Source organism: Nocardiopsis lucentensis DSM 44048 (assembly GCF_000341125.1).
Lineage (GTDB): Bacteria > Actinomycetota > Actinomycetes > Streptosporangiales > Streptosporangiaceae > Nocardiopsis > Nocardiopsis lucentensis.
Map to the genome: position 1 here is coordinate 1 of NZ_ANBC01000402.1, position 22,900 is coordinate 22,900.

General features: G+C 72.4%; 16 protein-coding genes and 1 pseudogene. 10 read left to right on the forward strand and 7 right to left on the reverse strand.

Annotation, left to right across the window (positions count from 1 at the left end; genetic code table 11):
• The 3 genes from D471_RS0113575 to D471_RS0113585 form a co-directional block, all read left to right on the forward strand.
• Positions 1–863: amidase family protein (locus D471_RS0113575; protein WP_017599112.1), on the forward strand; the 863-nt coding region annotated here is incomplete at its 5' end.
• Positions 864–1,041: 178 nt separating this feature from the next.
• Positions 1,042–1,713: a response regulator gene (locus D471_RS0113580; protein ID WP_017599113.1), complete on the forward strand. Its 672-nt coding sequence runs from the start codon at positions 1,042–1,044 to the stop codon at positions 1,711–1,713.
• Between the two features lie 44 nt (positions 1,714–1,757).
• Complete coding sequence (locus tag D471_RS0113585) at positions 1,758–2,117, forward strand: VOC family protein (protein ID WP_026127704.1); 360 nt, start codon at positions 1,758–1,760, stop codon at positions 2,115–2,117.
• 219 nt (positions 2,118–2,336) lie between these two features.
• Here D471_RS0113585 and D471_RS0113590 read toward each other — a convergent pair whose 3' ends face one another.
• On the reverse strand, positions 2,337–4,085 hold the full coding sequence (locus tag D471_RS0113590; RefSeq protein WP_017599115.1) for a sensor histidine kinase: 1,749 nt from the start codon (positions 4,083–4,085) through the stop codon (positions 2,337–2,339).
• A gap of 324 nt (positions 4,086–4,409) precedes the next feature.
• Between D471_RS0113590 and D471_RS40830 the strand changes: the two genes are divergently transcribed.
• Positions 4,410–5,384: a hypothetical protein gene (locus D471_RS40830; protein ID WP_026127705.1), complete on the forward strand. Its 975-nt coding sequence runs from the start codon at positions 4,410–4,412 to the stop codon at positions 5,382–5,384.
• Positions 5,385–5,733: 349 nt separating this feature from the next.
• Entirely contained in the window at positions 5,734–6,717 is a 984-nt protein-coding gene (locus D471_RS0113600) for a hypothetical protein (protein ID WP_017599116.1), read from the forward strand.
• Positions 6,718–7,058: 341 nt separating this feature from the next.
• Here D471_RS0113600 and D471_RS0113605 read toward each other — a convergent pair.
• The 3 genes and pseudogenes from D471_RS0113605 to D471_RS0113615 all read right to left on the reverse strand — a co-directional run.
• A pseudogene (locus D471_RS0113605) lies at positions 7,059–8,246 on the reverse strand (LCP family glycopolymer transferase); the annotation flags it as partial.
• Between the two features lie 518 nt (positions 8,247–8,764).
• Complete coding sequence (locus D471_RS0113610; protein WP_017599118.1) at positions 8,765–9,433, reverse strand: hypothetical protein; 669 nt, start codon at positions 9,431–9,433, stop codon at positions 8,765–8,767.
• A 313-nt stretch (positions 9,434–9,746) separates the two neighbouring features.
• Positions 9,747–10,934, reverse strand: a complete 1,188-nt coding sequence (locus D471_RS0113615; protein WP_026127706.1) for an ROK family transcriptional regulator — start codon at positions 10,932–10,934, stop codon at positions 9,747–9,749.
• A 214-nt stretch (positions 10,935–11,148) separates the two neighbouring features.
• On the opposite strand from D471_RS0113615, the gene zwf reads away from it, so the two are divergent.
• The 3 genes from zwf (at position 11,149) to eda (ending at position 15,170) form a co-directional block, all read left to right on the forward strand.
• Positions 11,149–12,630 (forward strand): glucose-6-phosphate dehydrogenase, encoded by a 1,482-nt coding sequence (gene zwf, locus D471_RS0113620; RefSeq protein WP_017599120.1) that lies wholly within the window; start codon positions 11,149–11,151, stop codon positions 12,628–12,630.
• Complete coding sequence (edd, locus tag D471_RS0113625) at positions 12,627–14,447, forward strand: phosphogluconate dehydratase (protein ID WP_017599121.1); 1,821 nt, start codon at positions 12,627–12,629, stop codon at positions 14,445–14,447. The genes zwf and edd overlap by 4 nt, the downstream gene beginning before the upstream one ends.
• Before the next feature lie 84 nt (positions 14,448–14,531).
• Positions 14,532–15,170 carry a bifunctional 4-hydroxy-2-oxoglutarate aldolase/2-dehydro-3-deoxy-phosphogluconate aldolase gene (gene eda, locus D471_RS0113630; protein WP_017599122.1) on the forward strand — a complete coding sequence of 213 codons (639 nt, stop codon included), beginning with the start codon at positions 14,532–14,534 and terminating at the stop codon, positions 15,168–15,170.
• Positions 15,171–15,355: 185 nt separating this feature from the next.
• On the opposite strand, the gene D471_RS0113635 is transcribed toward eda, so the two are convergent.
• Positions 15,356–15,937 carry a DNA-3-methyladenine glycosylase I gene (locus tag D471_RS0113635; RefSeq protein ID WP_017599123.1) on the reverse strand — a complete coding sequence of 194 codons (582 nt, stop codon included), beginning with the start codon at positions 15,935–15,937 and terminating at the stop codon, positions 15,356–15,358.
• Between the two features lie 173 nt (positions 15,938–16,110).
• Here D471_RS0113635 and D471_RS0113640 point away from each other — a divergent pair, with 173 nt between their 5' ends.
• A complete protein-coding gene (locus D471_RS0113640) occupies positions 16,111–16,632 on the forward strand; it encodes a GNAT family N-acetyltransferase (RefSeq protein ID WP_241479624.1) in 522 nt (173 codons plus the stop codon).
• A 36-nt stretch (positions 16,633–16,668) separates the two neighbouring features.
• Positions 16,669–17,055, forward strand: a complete 387-nt coding sequence (locus D471_RS0113645) for a VOC family protein (RefSeq protein ID WP_017599125.1) — start codon at positions 16,669–16,671, stop codon at positions 17,053–17,055.
• A 186-nt stretch (positions 17,056–17,241) separates the two neighbouring features.
• Here the strand turns inward: D471_RS0113645 and D471_RS0113650 are convergent, their stop codons facing one another.
• A complete protein-coding gene (locus tag D471_RS0113650; protein ID WP_017599126.1) occupies positions 17,242–19,011 on the reverse strand; it encodes an ABC transporter ATP-binding protein in 1,770 nt (589 codons plus the stop codon).
• The gene (locus tag D471_RS0113655) at positions 19,001–20,920 is read right to left on the reverse strand and encodes an ABC transporter ATP-binding protein (protein WP_394296854.1); all 1,920 of its coding nucleotides are present in this window, start codon (positions 20,918–20,920) and stop codon (positions 19,001–19,003) included. Before D471_RS0113655 ends, D471_RS0113650 begins: the two co-directional genes overlap by 11 nt.
• Positions 20,921–22,900: the final 1,980 nt, after the last annotated feature.

The following is a 22,900-nucleotide window of genomic DNA, read 5'->3' on the forward strand; positions in this document are numbered from 1 at the left end:
GCATCCCGGCGAGCTTCAGCGGGGTCTGCGGGATCAAGCCGACGTGGGGCCTGGTCCCGCACTACCCGGCCAGCCCGTTCGGCTCCCTCGCGCACACGGGTCCGATGACCCGTACCGTCGGTGACATGGCGCTGATGCTGGAGTGCATCACCGGGCCGGACCCCCGCGACTGGGCGGCGCTGGCGCCCCCCGCGCCGGGGCTGGCCGACGTCCGACTGCGCACGGACGCCGAGGATCTCATGCGCGGTATGCGCGTCGCCTACAGCCCCACGCTGGGCGGGCTCGACGTCGACCCGGAGGTGGCGCGGATCGTCGCGGACGCGGTGAAGGCGTTCGAGGAGATCGGCGCTCGGGTGGAGGAGGCCGATCCGGGCCTGCCGCCGTCGGCGGACGAGTTCCACGTGCTCTGGTACTCCGGCGCGGCCAAGGCGACGGAGGCGCTCACGGACCGGGAGCGCGACCTGCTCGATCCGGGGCTGCGGGAGATCGTCGAGGAGGGGCTGACCTACTCCGCGCAGGACTATCTGACCGCGATGGCTCTGCGGATGTCCATGGGGGCCCGCATGGGGCGCTTCCACACGGAGTACGACCTCCTCCTCACCCCCGCCACCCCGATCGTCGCCTTCGAGGCGGGGCTGGAGTCGCCGCCCGAGCTGGCCGGGCGCCGCTGGACGTCGTGGGCCGGGTTCAGCTACCCGTTCAACATGACGCAGCAGCCCGCCGCGAGCGTGCCGTGCGGTTTCTCCGAGGCCGGTCTGCCGGTCGGCCTCCAGATCATCGGCCCCCGGCACGCCGACGCCCGGGTCCTGGCGGCCTGCCGCGCGTTCGAGCTGGTCCGCCCCTGGGCCGACCGGAGGCCGTAGCGGCGCTTTCACCGCACGTCACTGGATCGTTCGCTCCCCGGGCCGCGTGAATCGTCCCTTTCCGGGACTTTCGCCCGGGGAGTTTCGTGCCCTAAGGCCCCTACACGGCCACTGGTAGGCGCTACCGTCTAGGTCGGAGTGGTGTCTGACCCGCGAGACGCAGGATGGGGATGGGCGGATGACGGGCGGTGGAACCGAGGGCGCTCGGGAGCGGATCAGGGTCTTCCTCGTGGACGACCACGAGGTGGTCCGGCGCGGGGTGGCGGCGCTCCTGGAGACCGAGGACGACATGACCGTGGTCGGCGAGGCGGGCACCGCCGAACAGGCGCTCTCCCGGATCCCGGTGGTCCTTCCGGACGTGGCCGTCCTCGACGTGCGGCTCCCCGGCGGATCGGGCGTCCAGGTGTGTAGGGAGATCCGTTCCGACCACCCGGAGATCGCCTGCCTCATGCTCACCTCGTTCGCGGACGAGGACGCGCTCTACGACGCGGTCATGGCGGGCGCCGCCGGGTACGTGCTCAAGCAGATCCACGGCGCGGACCTGGTCGGGGCCGTGCGGACGGTGGCCTCCGGAGGGTCGCTGCTGGACTCGGGCAGCACCGGCGCGATGCTGGAGCGCCTGCGCGGGGCCCAGACCGAACCGGACCCACTGGCCGAGTTGACGCCCCAGGAACGCCAGATCCTCGACCTCATCGGCGAGGGCATGACCAACCGGCAGATCGGGGAGCGGCTCTACCTGGCGGAGAAGACCGTCAAGAACTACGTCTCGGCGCTGCTGTCCAAACTCGACCTCAAGCGCCGTACCCAGGCCGCCGTCCTGGTCGCCGAACTCAGGGGCAGGCGTTACTGACCCGCCTCCGGGCGGCCTCGCCCCTGCCGCTAGGCTCGCTCCCCATGACCGTGGGAACCGTCGACCAGTGGGTCGTCAACGCCGCCGATCCGGCCGCCCTCGCCCGGTTCTGGGCCTTCGTCCTGGGAGGTGAGCCGGTGGAGCGTTCGGACGGGTGGGCTTACGTCGAGGGCGTCGAGGGGCGTCCGCGGCTCTCGTTCCAGCCCGACCCCGCCCCCAGGGCCGCGCCGAACCGCGTGCACCCCGACGTGCGCGTCGACGACATCCCCGCGGCCACCGAGGCGGTGGTCGGCCGGGGCGCCACCGTGGGCGGCGACGTGGTCACCGACGCGCAGGGGTCGTTCCAGGTCCTCCGCGACCCCGAGGGCAACGAGTTCTGCCTGGTGTCCCCGACCGTCGGCTGAGGCGCCCCGTCCGGCACCGCCGGGGCTCGCCGCGTGGAACGGCCGCCCTGGGGGGCACCGTTCGGGTGTCGGCGGGCTGCTGATGGAAAGGCCGAGCCGGAGGCTCTCCGTTGAGGGTGGTGGAGGGCGACGAAGTGGGGGGTGCCGGAGCCGGAGGCTCTCCGTTGAGGGTGGTGGAGGGTGACGGGCGGGCCGGGAACGAACCGGAGGGCCCGCCGCTCAGAAGTCGTCCAGGGACCGGTCCTCGGTGTCGGGGACGGGCACCTTCCACGTGAGCACGGTGCCCGACGTCCGCCCACGGGCCGCGGTGAATCCCCCGCCCAGCGCCTGGGCGCGTTCGTCGAGATTGCGCAGCCCGCTGCGGCGGCCCTCCCTGGGCAGGCCGACGCCGTTGTCGGTCACCGTCAGCGTGAGCGTGGTGGGCCGCCCGGTGGTCGCCGCCGTCTCCACGACCACGGACACGTGCACCTCCGTGGCCCGCGCGTGCCGGGCCACGTTGCTCAGCCCCTCCCCGAGCACCGCGAGCAGCTGCTCACCGACCTCGTCGGGCACGGAGGCGTCGATCGGCCCGTCCAGACTCACTCCCGGGTGGCAACCGAGGGTGTGCGCGGAGTTCTCCGCCAGGCGCAGGATGCGGCCCCGCAGCGAGGTGTCCTCGCGGCTCGGCGGGTTCTGGAGTGCGAAGATCGTCGACCGGATCTCGCGGATGGTGGAGTCCAGGTCGTCGATGGTGCGCTGGACGCGCTCCTCCGCCTCCGGAGAGTCGATCAGCCGTATGGTGCTCATCAGGGTCATCGCGGAGGCGAACAGCCGCTGGATCACCACATCGTGCAGGTCCTTGGCGATACGGTCGCGCTCCTCCAGGACGACCAGTCGCTCGTTGTCGCCCCGGGCCTCGGCCAGCTCCAGTGCCACTCCGGCCTGCACGGAGAAGCTGTGGATCATGCGCCGTATGGTCGGGCTGAACTGCGCGCGGTCGCCCGGTTTCCCGAGGAGCAGTACCCCGCGGGTGTTGCCCGGCGTCCCCAGCGGTACCACCAGACCCGGTCCGTAACCGTGGTGGGCGAGCACGGGACAGCCCGACCGGGTCAGGTCCGGGATACTCGCGGGCTCGCCCGTCTCGAAGACGTCGCCGCACGGGGTGCCGTCGATCTCGACCGCCGCCCCCAGGATCTCCTGGGCGATGTGACCGTCCGCGATCTCGGCGAACAGGTGGCCCCGTGCACGTGAGTCGGGCAGCAGGACGACGGAGACGTCGGCGTCGCCGATCTCCCGTGCCCGCGCGGCCATGTGCTCGAGGACCTCGCTGGAGTCGGCGCCCGACAGCAACCGCGTGGTGATCTCGGTCGAGGCGGCGAGCCAGCGCTCGCGCAGCCGTGCCTCCTCGTACAGGCGCGCGTTCTCGATCGCCACGCCCGCGGCGGTCGCGAGCGCCATGACGATCGTCTCGTCCTCCTCGTCGAAGTCCCCGCCACTGGCCTTCTCCGTCAGGAACAGGTTGCCGAACACCTCGTCGCGCACCTGGATGGGGACACCGAGAAAGCTCGTCATGGGTGGGTGCCCGTCCGGGAAACCCGCGAAGTCGGGGTGGTCGCGCAGATCGGACAGGCGCAGGGGTCGGCGGTTGGCGAGGGGGACGGCCAGCACGCCCCTCCCGTGAGGGAACCGGTGGATCCGCTCGGCCTGTTCCCGGCCCATGCCCACGGGGATGAACTCGGTGAAGCCGCCGTCCTCGTCGACCACGCCCAGCCCGGCGTAGCGGGCGCCAGCCAGCTCGGCGGCGGGCTCGGTGAGGCGGCGGAGCACGGCGGCCAGGTCCAGGTCGCCCCCGATGGCCAGCACCGCCTGGAGGAGTGACCGTATCCGGCCCTGAGGGGACAGACCGGCGTCGAGCTGCGTGCGCACCTCGGTGAGCAGGTCGTCCAGTCGGGCGGGGGACGGCGGAGGGCTCTGGGGGAGCTCGGTCATGTGGTGGTCAACCTCCGCAGAGCCGGTTCGGCGGTCTCTGTAGGCAATTGCGCGTTTTCCTTGGGCGTAATAGTCGAATTGTCGTGGGTTTTTCCCCGGTGCGCCACATCCCTCCGGGGAGATGCGGGTGCCGGGGCGCAGGAATTCCTGTGGAGTCCGGGTGCCGGCCGCGCAATTCATGCTAACGTCGCGGTCAGCGGATGGCAGGAGAGTCTTCCCAGACCCTGCGACGCTCGGCCCGGAGTGCCCTGACCTCCGGTGTCGTACCCCATGCGTCCGTCCTCCCACACACGACGGACGGATCCCTCCGCGGAAGGAACACCGGTGTCTGGACTCCACGGCTTCGCGAGCGCCCCCGGCGCCCGCTCCGCCGTGCTTTCCGCGCCGGTCCGGCGGGCGCTGCTGCTCGCCGCCCTCGTCGCCGGAGTCCTGGTCGCCACCTGGTTGGTGTCGGCCGCGCCCGTCCACGCCTCGACCGGACGTCCCTCGGGAGAGGGCCCGGTCGGTCAGGCGGCACGGGACCACGGACACGGATCCGCCGAGACCGCCCAGGACCCGGCCGCGGTCGCGCCTCAGCAGGACCGGGGGCGTGCCGACGACCGGGTGAGGGAAGGCTCCCCGGAGCGGGACCCGGCCTCGCACGGCCCCGAAGGCGGTGGGAACGCCCCCGCCGCCTCCCAGGTCGTGCCGGCACTGGACACCCGGCCCTTGAACGGGGCCGTCAACGGTGTGGGTGAGCGCACCTCGCAGACGGTGCGGCAGGCGTCCGACGCGGTCTCCGCGCACACCTCCGACGGCCCCGGCCACGGGGTGGCCGAGCGGGTCCGTGAGACGGTGCGCCAGGGGCTGCCCGAGCACGCCCGTGGCCCCCGTTCCGACTCCGAGCAGGGGCGGGACGGGTCCGGCACGGACGCACCCGAGCACGCGGCCGGGGAGCTTCCCGAGGCGGACGTCAGCGTCCTCCCCGACCTCGTCGCCGACACACACGAGCACGCACGGTCGGCGGACACCGCCGACGCGGGCGCCCCCGCCACCGACGAGGGCGCCGAGCCTTCCCGTGGCACCGAGGACGACCGCCACCGCTCCGTCATCGACCCCACGACGTCGGTCGTGACCTCGGCGACCGGCTCGTCGTCCCCCTCCGCGCCGGGCGGGGTCTTCGGAGGCACCGCCGTGGCGGGTTACCTGCCCTCCACCACGGCTCCCGCCCCGCTTCCCGGCCTGTTCCAGGCCGCCTGGCACGTCCTGCGCTCGGCACCCGCCGACTCCGCCGACGAGCCGACCTTCTCGCCCGACTAGCGGCGTTCTCCGGTCGCTGAGCGACCCCTCCCCCTCTGGCACCTCCTTGCCCAGACCCGGGCCGTCCACCGCGGTGGACCCGGACCCGGACGCCTCTGGGGATTGACGTGAGCCGCGCACCTCCGTGGCGAGGTTCACGTCAGTCCACGGTCAGCCAGACCAGGGACTGCCCACCGGTTGATCCCCGCCGCTCCCTCCAGGCGCGACAGGCTCACCGGACAGAACGTTCGCAGGAAACGGAACGCGTTCCCCCGGCCAGGGGACACGAACCGTGGGTTGGCGGGGTCCGACACCCGCTCCGCCGCCCGCCCACACAGCCGTACACCTACGTAGTTCCGGAAGGAATCCCATGTTCAAGACCGCGCGCACCACCGCCAGGACCGCGCTGATGGCCGCCAGCACCGCGGGGTTCGTCGCCCTCGGGGCGGGGATCGCGGGGGCCGACACCCTCGGCGGTGTCACCGACGGCCTCCCCCTGGGCGACCTGGGCAGCCAGGTTCCCGCGCAGTTGACCGAGGGTGTCACCTCTCCCGTCGGCGACCTGGCCAAGGTCGAGCCGGGCACGATCTCGGCGACCCCCGAGATCGACCACCAGTCCAACCCGGTCGACACCGTCGGTGGTGTCGTGGGGGAGGGCGCTCCCGTCCACGCCCCGATCGGGGACGAGGACAACGCCGCGAACGTCGGCCCGCTGGACCTGGAGAGCGTCGAGGGCGCCGTCCCGCTGGCGAACGAGGCCGCCGCCCCGGCCTCGGGTGACCCGATCTCCGACCTGCTGGGCGGTGACGTGGTCAGCGGCCTGGTCGGCCAGGACCTGGTCGGCCAGGCGGTGACGGGCCAGAACACCGTGCCCCAGGCGGGCGGTGCCGTGGACCCTCTGTCCGGTCTGCTCGGCGGTGACCTGACGTCCCTGCTGGGCGGGGCCGGACCGCTGGAGGGCGTGGGCTCGGGCGGCACCCTGCCGCTGGCGCACCCCGTTTCCGCCCCCGAGGCGCCCGCTCTGGTCGACCAGGCGCCCGCCCTGGTCGACGAGGCGCCCGCAGCGGTTGGCGAAGTGGTGCCGATGGCCGGAACCGACACCCCCGTCTCCCTGGACCCGGGCGAGAACGCGGACCTGACCGGGGGAGCGACCACCCTGCTCCCCGCGGCCGGGCTGCCCGAGCCCACCGAGGTTTTGCCCATGGCGGCCCCCGAGGTCGCTTCCCTGACCGACCTGGCGCCCGCCGACTCCGTCGGTGGCGACCTGGTCGGTGTCGAGGGGCTGCCCCGCGTGGGCGAGCCCCAGGTCGACCCGGCGCAGGTGACCGGCCTGGTCACCGGTGACCTGGCCTGACCCCCAGAACGTGCGCCCACCGGTCGTGGCGGGCGCACGCGGCCTCGGGTGGTGAGCGGAACCCGTCCGCCGATGGAGGCGCCAGCAGGAACTGTGGGGGTTCCTGGCGCATACCGGCGTAGACCGAGAGTTCCCGCCGCCCGAGGCCACCGCGGCCCCGGACAGTCCAGTCCGGGGCCGCTCCTCGTCTCTCGTCCGGGGTCCGTTCCGGGCTGGTGTTCACCCGGGTCCGCGTTCGGTCAGGATCCACGGCCCCGACGGTCCGCCGGGGCCGGCGCGGACCGGCTTCGAGCCGGGGAGGGGCAGGCGGACGGCTCCTCCGGTCCCAGGCCCCTCCCGGCTCAGCTCCGCGTGCCGGTGCCGAAGCCGAGGCCGTCCACACAGGGGTCGGCGGTGGCGTCACGGCCCTCGCCGGGAGCGGGGGACGGTGCGGCCTCCTCGACCGCCTCGGCACCGGGCTCCTCGGCCCCCTCGTCCTCCGGTGCGGGTGACGCGGACTCGGAGGGCTCCCTTGGGGCCCCTGCCTCGTCGGCGGCCAGCTGCGCGGGCAGCGAGTGGTCCTCACGCACGGCGGTGAACAGTTCGGCGGCCTGGGGCTCGTCCCACAGGATCCGGTTGGGGTCGTAGGGCGCCGGATACCAGGGCACGGTGTGGAACTGGATGTCGGACAGGTCGACGTCGGCGAGCGTGACCGCGATCGAGAGCATCCGGTCGAGGGTGAGGCCGCGGTCGGTGGCGCTGTTGTTGGCCACGGCAGTGAGGAGATCGTTGAGCCGTGCGGGACTGGTGAGGACCTCACGCCGACTGACCTGGTCGGCGAGGGCCCCGAGGAACATCTGCTGCCGGTCGATGCGGCCGATGTCGCCGCCGTCGCCGATCTCGTAGCGGGCCCTCACGAAGGAGAGGGCCTCGTCACCGTCGAGGACCTGTTCCCCCGCCTCCAGGTCGAGCCCGGAGCGCTGGTCGCGCATCGGTTCGGGGATGCACATCTCCACCCCGCCGATCGCGTCCACCACGTCGCGGAAACTCATGAAGCTGAGGTGCACGAAGTGGTCGACGCGGATGTCGGTCAGCGTCTCGACCGTGCGCACCACACAGGGCGGGCCGCCGTGGAACATCGCGGCATTGATCATCCCGAAGTAGCCGCCGGTGCCCTCGGCCTGCCCGTAGGGGGCACAGGCGGGGAGCATCACGAGGGAGTCGCGCGGAAAGCTGATCACGGAGACGCGGTCGCCGTCGGGGGAGATGTGCGCGAGCATCAGCGCGTCGGAGCGCTCCCCCTCGAACTCCCGGCTGTAGGCGGTGGTGCCCTCCTCGTACCCGTCGGTACCCATGAAGAGGATGTTGACGGCGTTGTTGAGCCGGTCGGGCCGGTCCTCCTCGTCGAGCACGGCGCCGAGGTCGTGCTGGAGCATGCTGGAGCGCAGGTGGCTGTAGTAGCCGTAGGCCGTCCCCACACCGGTGATCAGTACCAGGGCGAGCCCCGCCGCGGTCCACAGGAGGATCCGGCGCCAGCGGCGGCGCGGGCGGGTCCGGGCGGAGGGGATGTCCGGCCCGGGGGCGGTGAAGGAGTCGTCGACGCGCATGGGCAACCTCGTGAGTTCGGCCAGCGACGGGTGTCGGGTACCCGCCCGCTGTGGGGCGCACGTCCGTGTTCAGGGGTGACGGAGGGCACGCGGGAAGCGGGCGCGGGTCGCCGTGGGACCCTGGAGGGCCGTGGGGGAGCGGCCGGAGGTCCAGGAGGAGGCGGCCGGGCCGGGCGAACGCCGGAACCCGGTGAACCCGCGCGTGGCTGAGATCCTAAGTGAAGTTCCCATCGATCGCGCGTTCGGGTTGTCCGCGCGCGGGGCCCCTGACCACAAATGCGCCGCACAATTCCTTCACCGGGCGGTCGTCCACTGACGCTTTTCGAATCCGACTTTCGCATCCGTGCCCGCAATAATCACGTCCGACCCGCCGAATGGGGGCGGGTTCGATGATCTGCGGACAGTCCCGGCGCAACGATCCGGCGTGGAGACGCCGGGTCGGCGTGTCGACGGGCGACGGGTCAGTCGTCCCAGAACGCGCTCTCCTTCTCGTTCTCGGCGGCGTCGGCGGCCGTGGTCGAGGCGGCGCCCTTGGCGGACGAGCGCGTACCCCCGCTCTTCGCGCCGCTCTTGGTGCCCTTGCGCGCCGGGGCCTTGGAGCCGGTGTGCCTCGGCCGGGAGGTGACCTGGCTCTTGGTGATCGGCTCGCTGGGCTTGGGGGTCTCACCCGCGTGGATGCTGAGGGCCTCCTCCTCGACGCTCAGCATCTTGCGGACCTGGGCGGGCACCTCGGGCAGCCGCTCGGCGCGCAGGTGGGCGCCCAGGATCTCCAGGGCGTGGTCGCACAGCAGTTGCCGGGCGCGGGCGGACTTGACGCCGCTGAGTTCCTCGATCTCGGGGAGCTCGCGTTCGCGGAGCAGGCGGATGACGTCGCGGAGACGGTCGCGCGTCTTGCGGTCGGTCATGGACATGACCGTCAACTCGGCCTCGGCGAGGAAGCTCTGCTGGGGGTCCTGGGAGTCGCGCTCAGCGATGAACGCGCTGGTCAGGCTGCGGGCGGAGGCGCGGGAGGAGGCGCGGACACCGTCACGGCGGATCAGGCGGGCCTGGACGGCGGTCACGACGACGCTCGTGACCAGGCTGATTCCGGCGCCCAACAGGATGAGGAGGAGCGGGTTGTCGTCGAACACGGTGGAGACCTTTCCGGGCGGGGGCCCGCACGGGATGCGGTCACGGGGGTGACGGGGGAGTGCGGGTGTGACCGGGTGCTGGGCGACTATTCGGCACGGTGAGGGTCCTTGTCAAGTGCCCATACATCGCAGACGCGCGTCGTGAACGGCGTCTTCACAGGTCACGCGGGTGTTTATGGGGGTGGGGTCGGGCGCTGGCGACGTGGAGGGCGAGGTTGGGGCTAGATCCCCTTCCTGGAAGGTCTGCCCGGATGGTCGGGGGCGGCAAACCTTCTGTCCACAGCCTGTGGACAGAAGGTTTGCCGAGGTGGGATCACCCCGCCAGGAGTTTGTTCACCGCCTCCGGGGAGAGGATCTCCTCGGTCACCATGGCGGCGCATCCGCGCACGCCCGCGTCGTCCCAGAGCGTGCTCGGCACCACGCGCAGCTGTCGGGTGGCCAGGGCCGTGCACTGCTGGAACACGATCTCCCGCACGCCGGCGACCAGGTGGTCGTAGGCCTCCGACAGGTCGCCGCCCAGCACGATCACCTCCGGGTTGAGCAGGTTGACCGCCCCGGCGAGCGCCTCGCCCAGCCGACGGCCCGCATCCCGGACCAGGGTGACCGCCACGGGGTCGCCCTCGGTCGCCAGGGCCACCAGGTCCTTCAGGCCGTTCAGACGTTGCCCGCGCGCCGCGGCGCTCTCCAGCAGCCGCCGTCCTCCGGCGACCGCCTCCAGGCAGTCGGTGTTGCCGCAGCGGCAGGGGAGCCCACCGCCGTCGCGGACGGGGATGTGCCCGATCTCCCCGGCCGCGCCCAGGGCGCCGCGCAGCATGTGCCCGCCTGACAGGAGCCCGGCGCCGATGCCGGTGGAAACCTTCACGAAGATCATGTCGTCGGCGTGACCGTGTCCGCCCGCGATGTGTTCGCCGAGGGCCATCACGTTCACGTCGTTGTCCACTGTCACGGGTACGGGGAAGCGGTCGGCGACCAACGGAGCGAGAGGCACCCCGGCCCACTTGCCGAGAGAGGGCCGATCCTCGGCGCGGCCCGCGTGGAACTCGACGGTGCCGGGCAGGCCGATGCCCACGCCGCGGACGTCGCCGGGGCCGCGTCCGAGCGCGGCGAGCTGTTCCGTCCAGGTGTCGAGCAGCCAGGGCACCGTGACCTCCGGACCCTGCTCCATGTCGGGGGAGCCGGGGGTACGCACGAGTACCTCGCCGTCCAGGTCGCACACGGCCGCCTGGCTGCGGGCCATCCCCAGGGCGCTGGTGAGGATGAGGCCGCTGGCGGCGTTGAACTCCAGGAGCGTGGGCGGTCGGCCGCCGCTGGAGACCGCCCCGGTGCCCTCGACGACCAGGCCGCTGTCGATCAGCTCGGTGACGCGCAGGGCGACCGTCGGGCGGGAGAGCCCGGTCGCGCGCGCGATCTCCGACCGGCTGGTGGCCGTGCCGGTGCGAATCATCTCCAGGATGTGGCCGCTGGTGGCCGTCGAGGACAAGCGTCCAGGGGTTCTAGCCATGCCTCATTGAATCATTACGTCCCGGTGGCGACGGGATGGCTGGGAGGTTATGTAAAGAAGTGTTCTGAAGTGTGCTTGGTTTTTTACCATACTCGGGCTTAAAGTCGGAAGGGCCGAGTGGAACCCGACACACGGACCACCGGAGGCCACCCCGCGCGTACCCCGCGGTCCGCGCCCACATCCCCGCCCTCCTCTTTCGCTGGAGCAGCCCGAAATGTCGCAGCAGTCCGCGCCCAGACCCACTGACCTGGTGGTCTTCGGGGGTACCGGCGACCTGTCCATGCGCAAACTCCTCCCCTCCCTCTACCTGCTGGACCGAGACGGCCACCTGGACGGGGGAACACGCGTGGTCGCCGTCTCCCGCGACGGTCTCAGCGACGCCGACCTGCGCGACAAGGCCGCCGCCGCGGTACGCGGGCACCACGCGGTCCAGGTCGCCGAGCCCGACGTCCTCCACCGCTTCCTCACCCGCCTCTCCCACGTCACGGTCGACGTCGGCGGGGACCCCTCCGGCTGGTCCGACCTGGTCGACACCCTCGGAAGCGACCGCGACCGCGTCTTCTACCTCGCCGTCCCGCCGATGATCTCCGGTGCCATCTGCCGCGGTCTGGCCGACGCCGGGCTCGTCACCCCGCGCTCCCGTGTCGTCATGGAGAAGCCCCTCGGCCGCGACCTGGCCTCCTCCCAGGAGGTGAACGACGCCGTCGGCGCGGTCTTCGACGAGTCGCAGACCTACCGGATCGACCACTACCTGGGGAAGGAGACGGTGCAGAACCTGCTCGTCCTGCGGTTCGCCAACGTCTTCCTCGAACCCCTGTGGAACTCCCGCTGGATCGACCACGTCCAGATCACCGCCGCCGAGACCGTCGGCGTCGGCGGACGCCGCGGGGACTACGACACCTCCGGCGCCATGCGGGACATGGTGCAGAACCACCTGCTCCAGCTGCTGTGCCTGACCGCGATGGAGCCCCCGGCCAGCTACGACCGTGAGGCGGTCCGCGACGAGAAGCTCAAGGTCCTCCAGTCCCTGAGGCCGCTCGAGGGGGAGCGCGTCGCCGAGGACGCCGTCCGGGGCCAGTACGTCGCCGGAACGGTCCAGGGCTCGGAGGTCGCCGGTTACCTGGACGAACCGGGCGGAGCACCCACCAGTACCGCCGAGACCTTCGTCGCCCTGCGCGCCGAGATCGCCAACTGGCGGTGGGCGGGTGTCCCCTTCTACCTCCGCACCGGCAAGCGCCTGGCGCACAACCGTTCGGAGATCGTGGTCCGCTTCCGCGAGGTTCCGCACACGATCTTTCCCGGCACCAACACCCTCCCCGGGGCGGGCAGTCTCGTCATCCGCCTCCAGCCGGACGAGGGGATACACCTCACCATGCTGGCCAAGACGCCCGGCGCCGGAGCGCTGCGGCTGCGGCCGGTCCCCTTGGAACTGAGCTTCGCCAACACCTTCGCCACCCGCTCACCCGAGGCCTACGAGCGGCTGCTGATGGACGTGTTGGCGGGGGACTCCACCCTCTTCATGCGGCGTGACGAGGTCGAGGCCGCGTGGCGTTGGGTGGACCCCATCATCGAGGCCTGGAACGGCCAGAGCACCACCCCAGAGACCTATCCAGCCGGGAGCGCCGGCCCCGCGGGCGCGCACCGGCTCATCGGCCGCACCGGCCGGACGTGGTACGAAGAGGAGCAGCCCCGATGACCGCGCACACCCCCGCCATCCACCCCGTGATCGCCGACGTCACCGCACGGCTGGCCGAACGCAGCGCCGAGACCCGGTCGGCGTACCTGGCCAAGATCGCCGCCGCGGCCAAGGAGGGCCCCGCCCGTAGCGCCCTCGGCTGCGCGAACCTCGCGCACGGCTTCGCCGCCTGCGGTGTGTCCGACAAGCTCGCGCTCTCCGGCGACGTCACCCCCAACGTGGCGATCGTCTCCGCCTACAACGACATGCTCTCGGCACACCAGCCGCTGGAGACCTACCCCGCGATCATCAAGGCCGCCGTGGCCGAGGCGGGCGGTGTCGCCCAGTTCGCGGGCGGGGTGCCCGCGATGTGCGACGGCGTCACGCAGGGCCGCCCGGGAATGGAGCTGTCCCTGTTCAGCCGGGACGTCATCGCGATGGCCACCGCTGTCGCGCTCTCGCACGAGATGTTCGACGCCGCCCTCATGTTGGGCGTGTGCGACAAGATCGTTCCCGGTCTGCTCATCGGCGCGCTGTCCTTCGGTCACCTGCCGGTGGCCTTCGTGCCCGCCGGACCGATGCCCTCGGGGCTGCCCAACAAGGACAAGGCCCGCGTCCGGCAGAAGTTCGCGGAGGGCAAGGTCGGTCGCACGGAGCTGCTACAGGCCGAGTCCGCCGCCTACCACGCGCCCGGGACCTGCACGTTCTACGGCACCGCGAACTCCAACCAGATGCTCATGGAGGTCATGGGCCTGCACCTGCCGGGTGCCAGCTTCGAGCAGCCGGGTACGCCGCTGCGCGAGGCGCTGACCGCCGAGGCCGGGCGCCGCGTCCTGGCGCACACCGCACTCGGGGACGACTACACCCCGGTCGGTGAGCAGGTCGACGAGCGGGCGATCGTCAACGCCGTCGTCGCCCTCCTCGCCACCGGCGGGTCCACCAACCACACGCTGCACCTGGTGGCCATCGCCCGTGCCGCTGGGATCCAGCTGACCTGGGACGACTTCGCGTCGCTGTCCGAGGTCGTGCCGCTGCTCACCCGGATGTACCCCAACGGCGCCGCCGACGTGAACCGGTTCCACGAGGTGGGCGGCATGGCCTACCTCATCGGCTCCCTGCTGGACGCGGGGCTGCTCCACGAGGACGTGCGCACGGTCGCCGGCCAGGGGCTCGGCCGGTACCGGGAGACCCCGCGGCTGGAGGGTTCCACCCTCACGTGGGGCGACGGTCCCAAGGAGAGCGCGGACACGACCGTCCTGCGCGGGGTGGAGGAGCCCTTCGCCGCCGACGGCGGTCTGCGGATGCTGTCCGGCAACCTGGGCCGTGCCGTCATCAAGGTGTCGGCGGTCGCGCCCGAGCGCCACGTCGTCGAGGCCCCGGCCCGCGTCTTCGGCGACCAGGCCGAACTCCAGGCGGCCTTCTCCGCCGGTGAGCTGACCGGTGACTTCGTGGCCGTGGTCCGGTTCCAGGGCCCGCGTGCCAACGGCATGCCCGAGCTGCACAAGCTGACCCCGCCGCTGGCGGTGCTCCAGGACCGGGGCCAGAAGGTGGCGCTGGTGACGGACGGGCGGATGTCGGGTGCCTCCGGAAAGGTGCCCGCCGCCATCCACGTCTCGCCGGAGGCCGAGGCGGGCGGCGCGCTGGCGTTCGTGCGTGACGGCGACGTCATCCGGCTCGACGCCGTCGCGGGCACACTGGAGGTGCTGGCCGACCTGAGCGGTCGCGAGCCCGCCCAGCCGACGGTGGACTCGTCCGCCGGGACCGGCCGCGAGCTGTTCGCCGCCCTGCGCGGCGCGGTCGGCCCTGCCGAGGCGGGCGCGGGCGTCTTCGGCGTCTGAATCTCCTCAGTTTCCCGCGGCGCCGCTGTCCGATCACGCACCGCGGCGCCGTGAACCCTGACGAATCGACCCTGGAGACGACACATGACGACGATCCCCCGCTCGGGAGCGGACGTGCTCGACCTCGCCCCGGTGATGCCGGTGGTAGTGGTCTCGGACGCGGAGACCGCGGTGCCGCTGGCCCGCGCGCTGGTGGCGGGCGGCCTGCCCGGTATCGAGGTGACGCTGCGGACCCCGGCGGCTCTGGACGCGATCGAGCGGATCGCCGCCGAGGTGCCCGAGGCCGTGGTGGGCGCGGGCACCGTGGTCGGCGTGGAACAGGCGGCCGCGGCCGCCGCCGCGGGGGCGCGGTTCCTCGTCAGCCCCGGGTGCACGCCCGACCTGGCCGCGGCGATGGCCGACACCGGGCTGCCGTTCCTGCCCGGTGTGAGCAGCGTGTCCGAGGCGATGGCTCTGCTGGAGCGCGGTGTCTCGGAGCTGAAGTTCTTCCCGGCGGAGGCGGCGGGCGGCGTGCCGTTCCTGAAGTCGCTGGGCGGTCCCTTGCCGCAGGTGCGGTTCTGCCCGACCGGTGGCATCACGGCGGCCTCGGCCCCGACCTACCTCGCCCTGCCCAACGTGGGGTGTGTGGGCGGTAGCTGGCTGACCCCGGCGGACCTCGTGGCGGCTGGGAAGTGGGACGAGATCACCGTCCTGGCCCGGGAGGCCGCCGCCCTGGAGCGCTGACCCGGAGACGGCTGGACGGTCCACGAACGGGCCCCGGTACGCGACGCTCGTCGCGTACCGGGGCGCTCTGCTGGTGGCCGGCCACGGCCACGCCTTCCTGGAGGAGGTCGGGGTGAGGCGGTGGTGGTCGCTCACACGCGGGCGGGCTCCGGTGGACGGCGGCGCCGGGTGAGCCGGGCCCCGGGTCAGGCGGGCTTGGCGGGGCAGCCGACCAGGTGGTCCTCGACCAGACCGTTGGCCTGGAGGTAGGAGTAGGTGATCGTCGTGCCCACGAACGTGAACCCGCGCCTCCTCAGGTCCTTGCTGATCCGGTCGGAGAGCGGGGTGCTCGCCGGGACCTGGGAGTGGTCGGTGAAGCGGTTGACCACGGGGACGCCGTCCACCCACCCCCACAGGTAGTCGGCGAAGCCGCCGTACTCGTCCCGTACGCGCAGGAAGGCCTGGGCGTTGCGGACGACGGAGGCCACCTTGAGTCGGTTGCGGATGATCCCGGGGTCCTGGAGGAGGGCGTCCAGACGGGACTGGTCGTAGGCGGCGACCGCCTCGGGGTCGAAGCCGTCGAGGGCTCGTCGGTAGTTCTCGCGCTTGTTGAGGACGGTGGCCCAGGACAGTCCGGCCTGGGCCCCCTCCAGGACGAGCATCTCGAACAGGTGCCGGTCGTCGCGGGACGGGCGGCCCCACTCCTTGTCGTGGTAGGCGGTCATCAGGTCCGACGCCCCCCGTGCCCAGGCACAGCGCGGGTCAGCGGAGGTGGTCGCGGCGGGCATGGTGCTCCTCGTCGGCGGTGGGCACGGGTGTGCGGACATTGTGCCCGAGGGGTGGGACATGACGGGCGCGAACCTCGTTGCGGGTGGGGCGGGGGTGGGGGCAGGATCGGAACGTGACGGATATCGAGACACGTTCCGGGGGGCTTGGGCCCGGTCCCCGGCGGGTGCGGTTGGTGCTCCTGACCACGCAGGTCCTGTCAGCTCTGGTGGACGGTGACCTGGTCAAGGCGGGTGAGCTGGCGGAGGTCGAGTTCGGCGCGGGGTTCCTGGCGGACCGCTGGCTGTGGGACTTCCGCCTGGTCCAGCTCACGGAGGACCCCGGAAAGGCCGGATGGCTGGCCTACGCGATGGTTGACGCGGACGACACGGGCAGCCAGCCGAAGGCGGTGGGTCACGGCGGATTCCACGGACCGCCCAACGGCGAGGGCATGGTCGAGATCGGGTACTCGGTCCTTCCGGAACACCGCCGCCGCGGCTACGCGAAGGCGACCGTCGCCGAGCTGATCCGCCGCGCCGCGGCCTCCCCCGGGGTGACCACGGTGCGGGCGTCGATCCGCCCGGACAACGTCGCGTCCCTGGCCACCATCGCCGGTTTCGGCTTCACGCACGTGGGCGAGCAGTGGGACGAGACCGACGGCCTGGAGTACATCTACGAGCGTCCGGTGGCCCTTCCACGGGAGGAACCCGGGGCATAGGATCGACTTATCTTGACATCAAGATAAGGAGCCCGCATGGCCGCCCCCGACACGACCACCGACCTCGGCTTCGCACCGCACCACGTCCTGGTGTGCGTCCCCGCCGGAACCGAGAACGTCTGCCGTGCCTTCTACGTCGACACCCTCGGGCTGGTCGAGATCCCCAAGCCGCCGGCCCTGACCGCCCGGGGCGGGCTGTGGCTCCGCGGCGACACCCTGGAGATCCACCTCGGTGTCGATCCCGGCTTCCGCCCCCAGCGCAAGGGGCATCCCGGCATCCTGGTCCGCGAGATCGACGCCCTGGCCCAGCGGCTCGCCGACGCCGGACACGAGGTCGACTGGGACCCCCACCTGCCCGGTTACCGGAGGTTCTACGTGGACGACGTCGTCGGCAACCGGCTGGAGTTCCTCGCGCCCGCCTGAGGGCCGTTCGCATCGGAGCACACCCGGCGGGCCCGGGCGCGGGTTTCGGGGGGCAGGAGCCCACATCCCCGGGTCGGCGTCGTGTGACCTCCTCACGCGGGCCTTGGGCACCTGGACCGCGGCGATCGGACAGCGTGCGACGATTCGACGAGCGCGGCATCGCCGGGGCGATCCTCGCCGGGCCGGTCAGGGGACGGTGCCGTGCCAGGAACGCCACAGGGACGCGTAGGGGCCGCCCGCGTGGACCAGCTCGTCGTGGGTGCCGAGTTCGGCGATCCGCCCCTCCTCGACCACCGCGACCCGGTCGGCGTCATGCGCCGTGTGCAGCCGGTGCGCGATCGCGATCACCGTCCGACCGTGGAGCACGGCGGCGAGCGACCGCTCGGTGTCGCGTGCGGTGGTCGGATCCAGCAGCGACGTGGCCTCGTCGAGGACCACCGTGTGCGGGTCGGCCAACACGACCCGGGCCAGGGCGAGTTGTTGGGCCCGTGCCGCGTCCAGGGCCGTGCCCCCGGCACCCACCCGGGTATCCAGCCCCTCCGGAAGGGAGCGCACCCAGTCGGCACCGACGGTGTCCGCCGCGGCGAGCAGCGCGGCGTCGTCGGCGTCCTCGGCCGCGATGGCCAGGTTGTCCCGCAGGGACCCCACGAAGACGTGGTGCTCCTGGTCGACCAGGATGACCCGTTCACGCAGCTCCTCCGGTGGCAGGGCCGCGACCGGCACCCCGCCGACGGTGACCCTCCCCGTGCTCGGGGCGTCGACACCGGCCAGGAGCCGACCGAGGGTCGTCTTCCCGGAGCCCGACGGTCCCACGACCGCCAACCGCTCACCCGGACGCACGTCCAGGTCGATCCCGTGCAGGACGTCCCGCCCGTCGACGTAGGAGTAGCGGGCGCCGCGCACCTCGATCCGGTCGTCGGCGGGCACCGCCCGGGTGGTGGGGGCGGGGGTGACCTCGTCGACCCCGCGCAGCCGGGCGAACGACGCGCCGCCGCCCTGGAGCTGTTCGAGCCAGATCATCAACGTGCTGAGCGGCTCGCTCGTCTGCGTCATGTACAGCGCGCAGGTGACGACCACGCCCAGGCTGGCCCCGCCCTCCAGGTACAGGAGTCCGCCCACCAGCAGGACCACTGTCGTGGGCAGGGAGAAGGAGAAGCCCGCCACCGAGTAGAGGACCGTGCGCAGGGCCAGCGTGCGTCCGCGCGCCCGGTACAGGTGTTCCGTGTCGGTGTCCGTGACCTCGATCCGCGTCCGTTCGAGCCCCAGGGCAACCACTGTGTGCCCGCCCTCCGCCGTGGCGGTGACCCCCTCCACCGCGGTCGAGTTGGCCGCTCCCTCCGCGAGGTAGGCCGCCCGGGACCGAAGCAGGTACCAGCGCGCCACCCACCAGGACGGTGGCACCGCCACCAGGATGAGGACGCCCAGGAGCGGGCTGAGCCAGAACACCGCGACCAGGAGGAAGAGCACCTGGAGCAGGGCAGGGACCACTTCGGGGAGGGCGCGGCGCAGGGTCGTCCCCACGGTGCCCACGTCCGCGGTGACCCGCGTCGTGAGATCGCCTGTCCCCGAGCTCTCGGCCATCCGCGCGGGCAGGGCCAGGGTCCGGTCGACGAAGTCCTCCCGGAGCCGGAGCAGCGTCCGCTCGCCGAACCGGAACGCCCCCAGCCGGGTGTACCGGGTCAGGAGCAGATGGGCGATCGCACATCCCACGACACCGAGGGCCAGCCGGTCCACGGTGCCGACGGTCGCGGTGCCGGCCTCCAGGTGGTCGACGATCCTGCCCAGCAGGTAGGGCCCCGCCAACGCCACGGCACTGGTCAGGCAGGCCACCGCCCCGAGCCGGACCAGCGTGCCCCGCTCCGCGCCCAGGAGCCGTCGGGCGTCCCGTCGGACGGTTTCGGGACCGGCCACGGGCAGGGTCTCGGTCCGTCCGGCGCCGTTCCCGTCAGTGCCCATGGTCCGCCCCCGTTCGTTCGGTCGCCCCTGTGTGTTCCGGCGGTCCGGCCGTCTTCGTCTCCTTCGACCGGTCGTCGTCCCGGGTTCGCGGTTCCCTCGACGTCTCCCGCAGGAGGAGCGACCGGTAGTCGCTCCGTCCGGCGAGCAGTTCCCCGTGCGTTCCCTCGGCCGCCACCACGCCGTCGACGAGCAGGACCACCCGATCGGCCCGTTCGAGCAGGAGCGGGGAGGTGCCCACCACCAGCGTGGTCCGTTCCTCCCGCGCCTCGTGCAACCGCGCGATCACGTCCGCCTCGGTCCGCGCGTCCACCGCGGAGGTGGGTTCCACCAGGATCAGGACCTCCGGGTCGGCGAGCACCGCCCGGGCCAGCCGCAGTCGCTGGCGCTGCCCCCCGGACAGGTTGCGGCCCTGGGCCCGCACCTCGGAGTCGAGTCCGTTCCCCAGGGAGGAGAGCACGTCGGTCGCCCCGGCGACGCTCAGGGCCGCCATGATCTCGGCGTCGTTCCGGTCGCCGTGCACCCCGACCACCTCACGCAGCGGACCGGCGAACACGTAGGACTCGTTGTCGCTGACCAGGACCCGGTCCCGGAGCGCCTCCGGATCCAGGTCACGCAGGGTCACACCGCCCCAGGAGGCGTCCGAGGGGTGCGCCAGCCGCTCGACGACCGCCGCCGCCCGGACGGGGTCGGCGGAGACCAGGGCGGTCATCGACCCCGGCGCCACGCGGAGTCCCGACTCTCCGTCGACGAGCTCCGCCGGTCCCTCGGGCCCCGGGTGGGAACCAGTCCCTCCGGCGTGCCGTGGGAGGAGGGCGAGTAGGCGCACCACGCGGCGAAGGGAGACGTGCCCGTGGGTGAGGTTGCCGGCCGCCTCCACGAGGAAGAACACCGGGACCACCAGGACCGCCACATAGCCGTAGACGGCCACCATCTCCCCGACGGTGATCACCTCCGCCACGGCCAGACGGGCGGAGATCCAGGTGACGGCGGCGACGAAGAGCAGCGGCAGGCAGGAGCTGACCGCGGCGAACCAGCTGTCGGCGGCGCCGACGCGATACCCCTGGCCGAGCAGCGCGGCGGAGCGCTCCCGGTATCTCGAGGCGAACCGTTCCCGGCCGCCGAGACCGGTGAGGACCCGGAGCCCGGCGACGATGTCGCCCGCGAGCTCGGTGAGCTCGCCCTCGCGGTCGCGGTACGCGCTCTGCCTGCCGCGCAGACCGCTCAGCATCGGACCGACGCTGAGCGCGAGCAGGGGAACGCCGACCACCACGACCGTGCCGAGGAGGGGATCGATGGTGAAGAGCAGGACGGCGGTCCCCGTGTAGGCGACGACGGCGCCGACACCCGGGCCGGTCATGGTGAGGACGTGCGCGATCCTGCCGACGTCGGTGACCTGGATCGTGGACAGCTCACCGGTGGAGATCCGGCGGGACAGGTCGGCGCCCAGACGTGCCGCGTGCCGCGCCACCACGCGCAGAGTGCGCAGGGAGGCGTCCGCGCGCACGAGCGTCATCGTGCGGTGCCGCATGACGGCCGCGAGGGTGTTGACGGCTCCCGCCGCCAGGAGGGCGAGCACCCAGAACAGGAGGGCGTCGCGGTTCCCGGCGCGCAGGCCGTCGTCGACCGCGCGTGCCACGAGGTAGGGCGGGACCATGAGCCCGACCATCCAGACGGTGCCCCAGAACGCCCCGGTCAGGACCCGGCGGGGTTGGGCGGCGATGAGCCACCACAGGTAGCGCCACGGGCCGCGGGCGTCGGGTGTGCCGGGCGACGCCCAGGTGTCCCCGGCCCGGTCATCGGGGGCGGGCGTGTGCTCCGCCTCCGTGCCGGGGTCGTCCGTCTCCCGGAGACCGCCCCCGTCGGTACGCGGCTCGGATCCGCCCACACGCGTGCCATGGGTCCGTGCCACCCGTTTCCCCTTTTCCGCCCTGCTCACCCTGGTCATATTCCGTCCCGTTCGGACTGGCGGGGATTTCCCCGTCCCCGAGTTCGGATCCCGCCTTTCACGAAGGCCCGCCCTCTTCATGAGACCAAGGCGAACCGGGTTCGGGAAGAGGATGTTGACAGCCTGTGGACGACCGTCGTCGGCGTCGGCCCGGAAACTTTCGGGCTTTTGCAACATCAGTCACATAAGTAACAAAACGCATGAATCGCCATAAAACACATAGTTGGAATAGTTCGCTCATAACGCCTGCGTTGCGAATGAGGGGAAGTGTCTTATCCGACCGGAAATCGCGCATCAACGTGAGTGGCCGAGACGAATGACCGGGAGTGTTGGGTGACGGAGCCCCGCAGTGACAGTCCTGTTGGACAACTCGAAGAGGCGAGGTGTTTCGCTGACCTGATCAGGGCGGAGTGGACCGACGGCGGCGGGCGCCGCCGTCCGGTCATGGTGGTGGAGGGCGGACACGGCCACGGCAAGACCCACCTCCTCCGGTGGATGGGCGCCAACCTGCGCGAGCGCGAGATCCCCCACGCCCACCTCGACCTCGCCGACCCCCGCTACTACTCCGACGTGGCCGCCGTCCTCACCGACCTCGTGTCGGTGACCGCGAACGGGCTGGGCCACCACCGCAGGTACTACGGGCGCCTGGAGTTTCCCCGCCTGTGGATCGCCCTGCTGGCCCTGCGGCTCCGCNNNCGGACGGCGAACCGGGCAGCGACCGTGAACAGGTCGAACAGGTTCTCCAACGGGTCCGCTCCCAGGACCGCGGCAGCCTCGCCTGGCTCGGTGACCGGCTCGACCGGGCGCGGGACCTCATCCCGCCCGGCGAGTTCCTCGGACCGGAGGCCCCCGTCCTCGAGCTCTCCCGCTGGGTCGCCACCGTCGCCAGATTCGGCGCGGCCGGCGCCGACCGCGCCGTCACCTGGTTCCGCACCCGGGACCGGGGACGCAACGACGGAGAGGTGGACGCCCTCGTCGCCCTCGCCCACAGCGCCCGCGAACCCGACCGGACGGACCCCACGCGCGGACTCACCAACCGCCGGATCGTCACCGCCTTCCTGTGCGACGCCCTGCGTGCGGACATGCGCCACGCGCCCAAGCGGCTCAACACCCTGCCCACACCCGTGATCCTCCTGGACAACGCCCACCGCGGCGTGGGGCCCGAGCTCGTCGAGGCTCTCACCCAGGTTCCCGGCAGCGCCGACCCCGAACCGCTCACCGTGGTCGCCACCACACGTGACGGCAGGGACAGCCTGCTGCGCGGGCTTCCCGACCCCCTGGCCGGGCTCGGAGGGGACGCCGCGTGGACCTCGTTCCGGCTCTCCGCCCTGAGCGCGCGCGACACGGGACGCCTGCTCGCCGAGCGGACCGACGGGGAGCACGTCGCCGAGGACCCGGCCGAACGCCTGTGGGAGTTCACCTCCGGCCACCCCGCCGCCACCGTCCGGATCGTCGAGTCCTGGACCGAGGTCCGGGGACGCGGGCTCCACGAGGCGCTCACGCACACCCCCGCCGTGCCCGACACCGGGCGCGCCCAGACCCGCACGACCGAGGAACGCATGCTCGCCGACGTGCTCGGCTCCGACCTCACCGATCTGCCGGAGGACCTCCGTGAGGCCCTCACCACCTGCTCGGCCGCGCGCGACGAGGACGCGGGGCTGTGGCTGTACCGGGCCCAGGACCCCCCGCACACGGCCGGGGAGAACGAACTGCGCGCCCACCCGCTGTGGGACGGCGACCAGCCCACCGTGCTGCGCCGTCTGCTGCTCCGCCGCCTCGCCCGCAGGGAGCGCGGCGGCCCCCACCCCGACTGGTCCGCCACCCACCGCGGGCTGGCCGATTACTACCAGAGCACCGCCCCCGACCCGGACCGGGCCACCGAGAGCGAGATCCACCACCGCCTCAGCGACGGCCAGCTCCTCCGCGTCGCCTGGCACTTCGAGG

Excerpts from the sequence above, each read along its gene's own strand:
- edd (WP_017599121.1), top strand. The coding sequence starts at position 12,627 with ATGACCGCGCACACCCCCGCCATCCACCCCGTGATCGCCGACGTCACC.
- D471_RS0113635 (WP_017599123.1), bottom strand. The coding sequence starts at position 15,937 with ATGCCCGCCGCGACCACCTCCGCTGACCCGCGCTGTGCCTGGGCACGG.
- D471_RS0113590 (WP_017599115.1), bottom strand. The coding sequence starts at position 4,085 with ATGACCGAGCTCCCCCAGAGCCCTCCGCCGTCCCCCGCCCGACTGGAC.
- D471_RS0113585 (WP_026127704.1), top strand. The coding sequence starts at position 1,758 with ATGACCGTGGGAACCGTCGACCAGTGGGTCGTCAACGCCGCCGATCCG.
- D471_RS0113580 (WP_017599113.1), top strand. The coding sequence starts at position 1,042 with ATGACGGGCGGTGGAACCGAGGGCGCTCGGGAGCGGATCAGGGTCTTC.
- D471_RS0113650 (WP_017599126.1), bottom strand. The coding sequence starts at position 19,011 with ATGGGCACTGACGGGAACGGCGCCGGACGGACCGAGACCCTGCCCGTG.
- D471_RS0113615 (WP_026127706.1), bottom strand. The coding sequence starts at position 10,934 with ATGGCTAGAACCCCTGGACGCTTGTCCTCGACGGCCACCAGCGGCCAC.
- eda (WP_017599122.1), top strand. The coding sequence starts at position 14,532 with ATGACGACGATCCCCCGCTCGGGAGCGGACGTGCTCGACCTCGCCCCG.
- D471_RS0113600 (WP_017599116.1), top strand. The coding sequence starts at position 5,734 with ATGTTCAAGACCGCGCGCACCACCGCCAGGACCGCGCTGATGGCCGCC.
- D471_RS0113645 (WP_017599125.1), top strand. The coding sequence starts at position 16,669 with ATGGCCGCCCCCGACACGACCACCGACCTCGGCTTCGCACCGCACCAC.
- zwf (WP_017599120.1), top strand. The coding sequence starts at position 11,149 with ATGTCGCAGCAGTCCGCGCCCAGACCCACTGACCTGGTGGTCTTCGGG.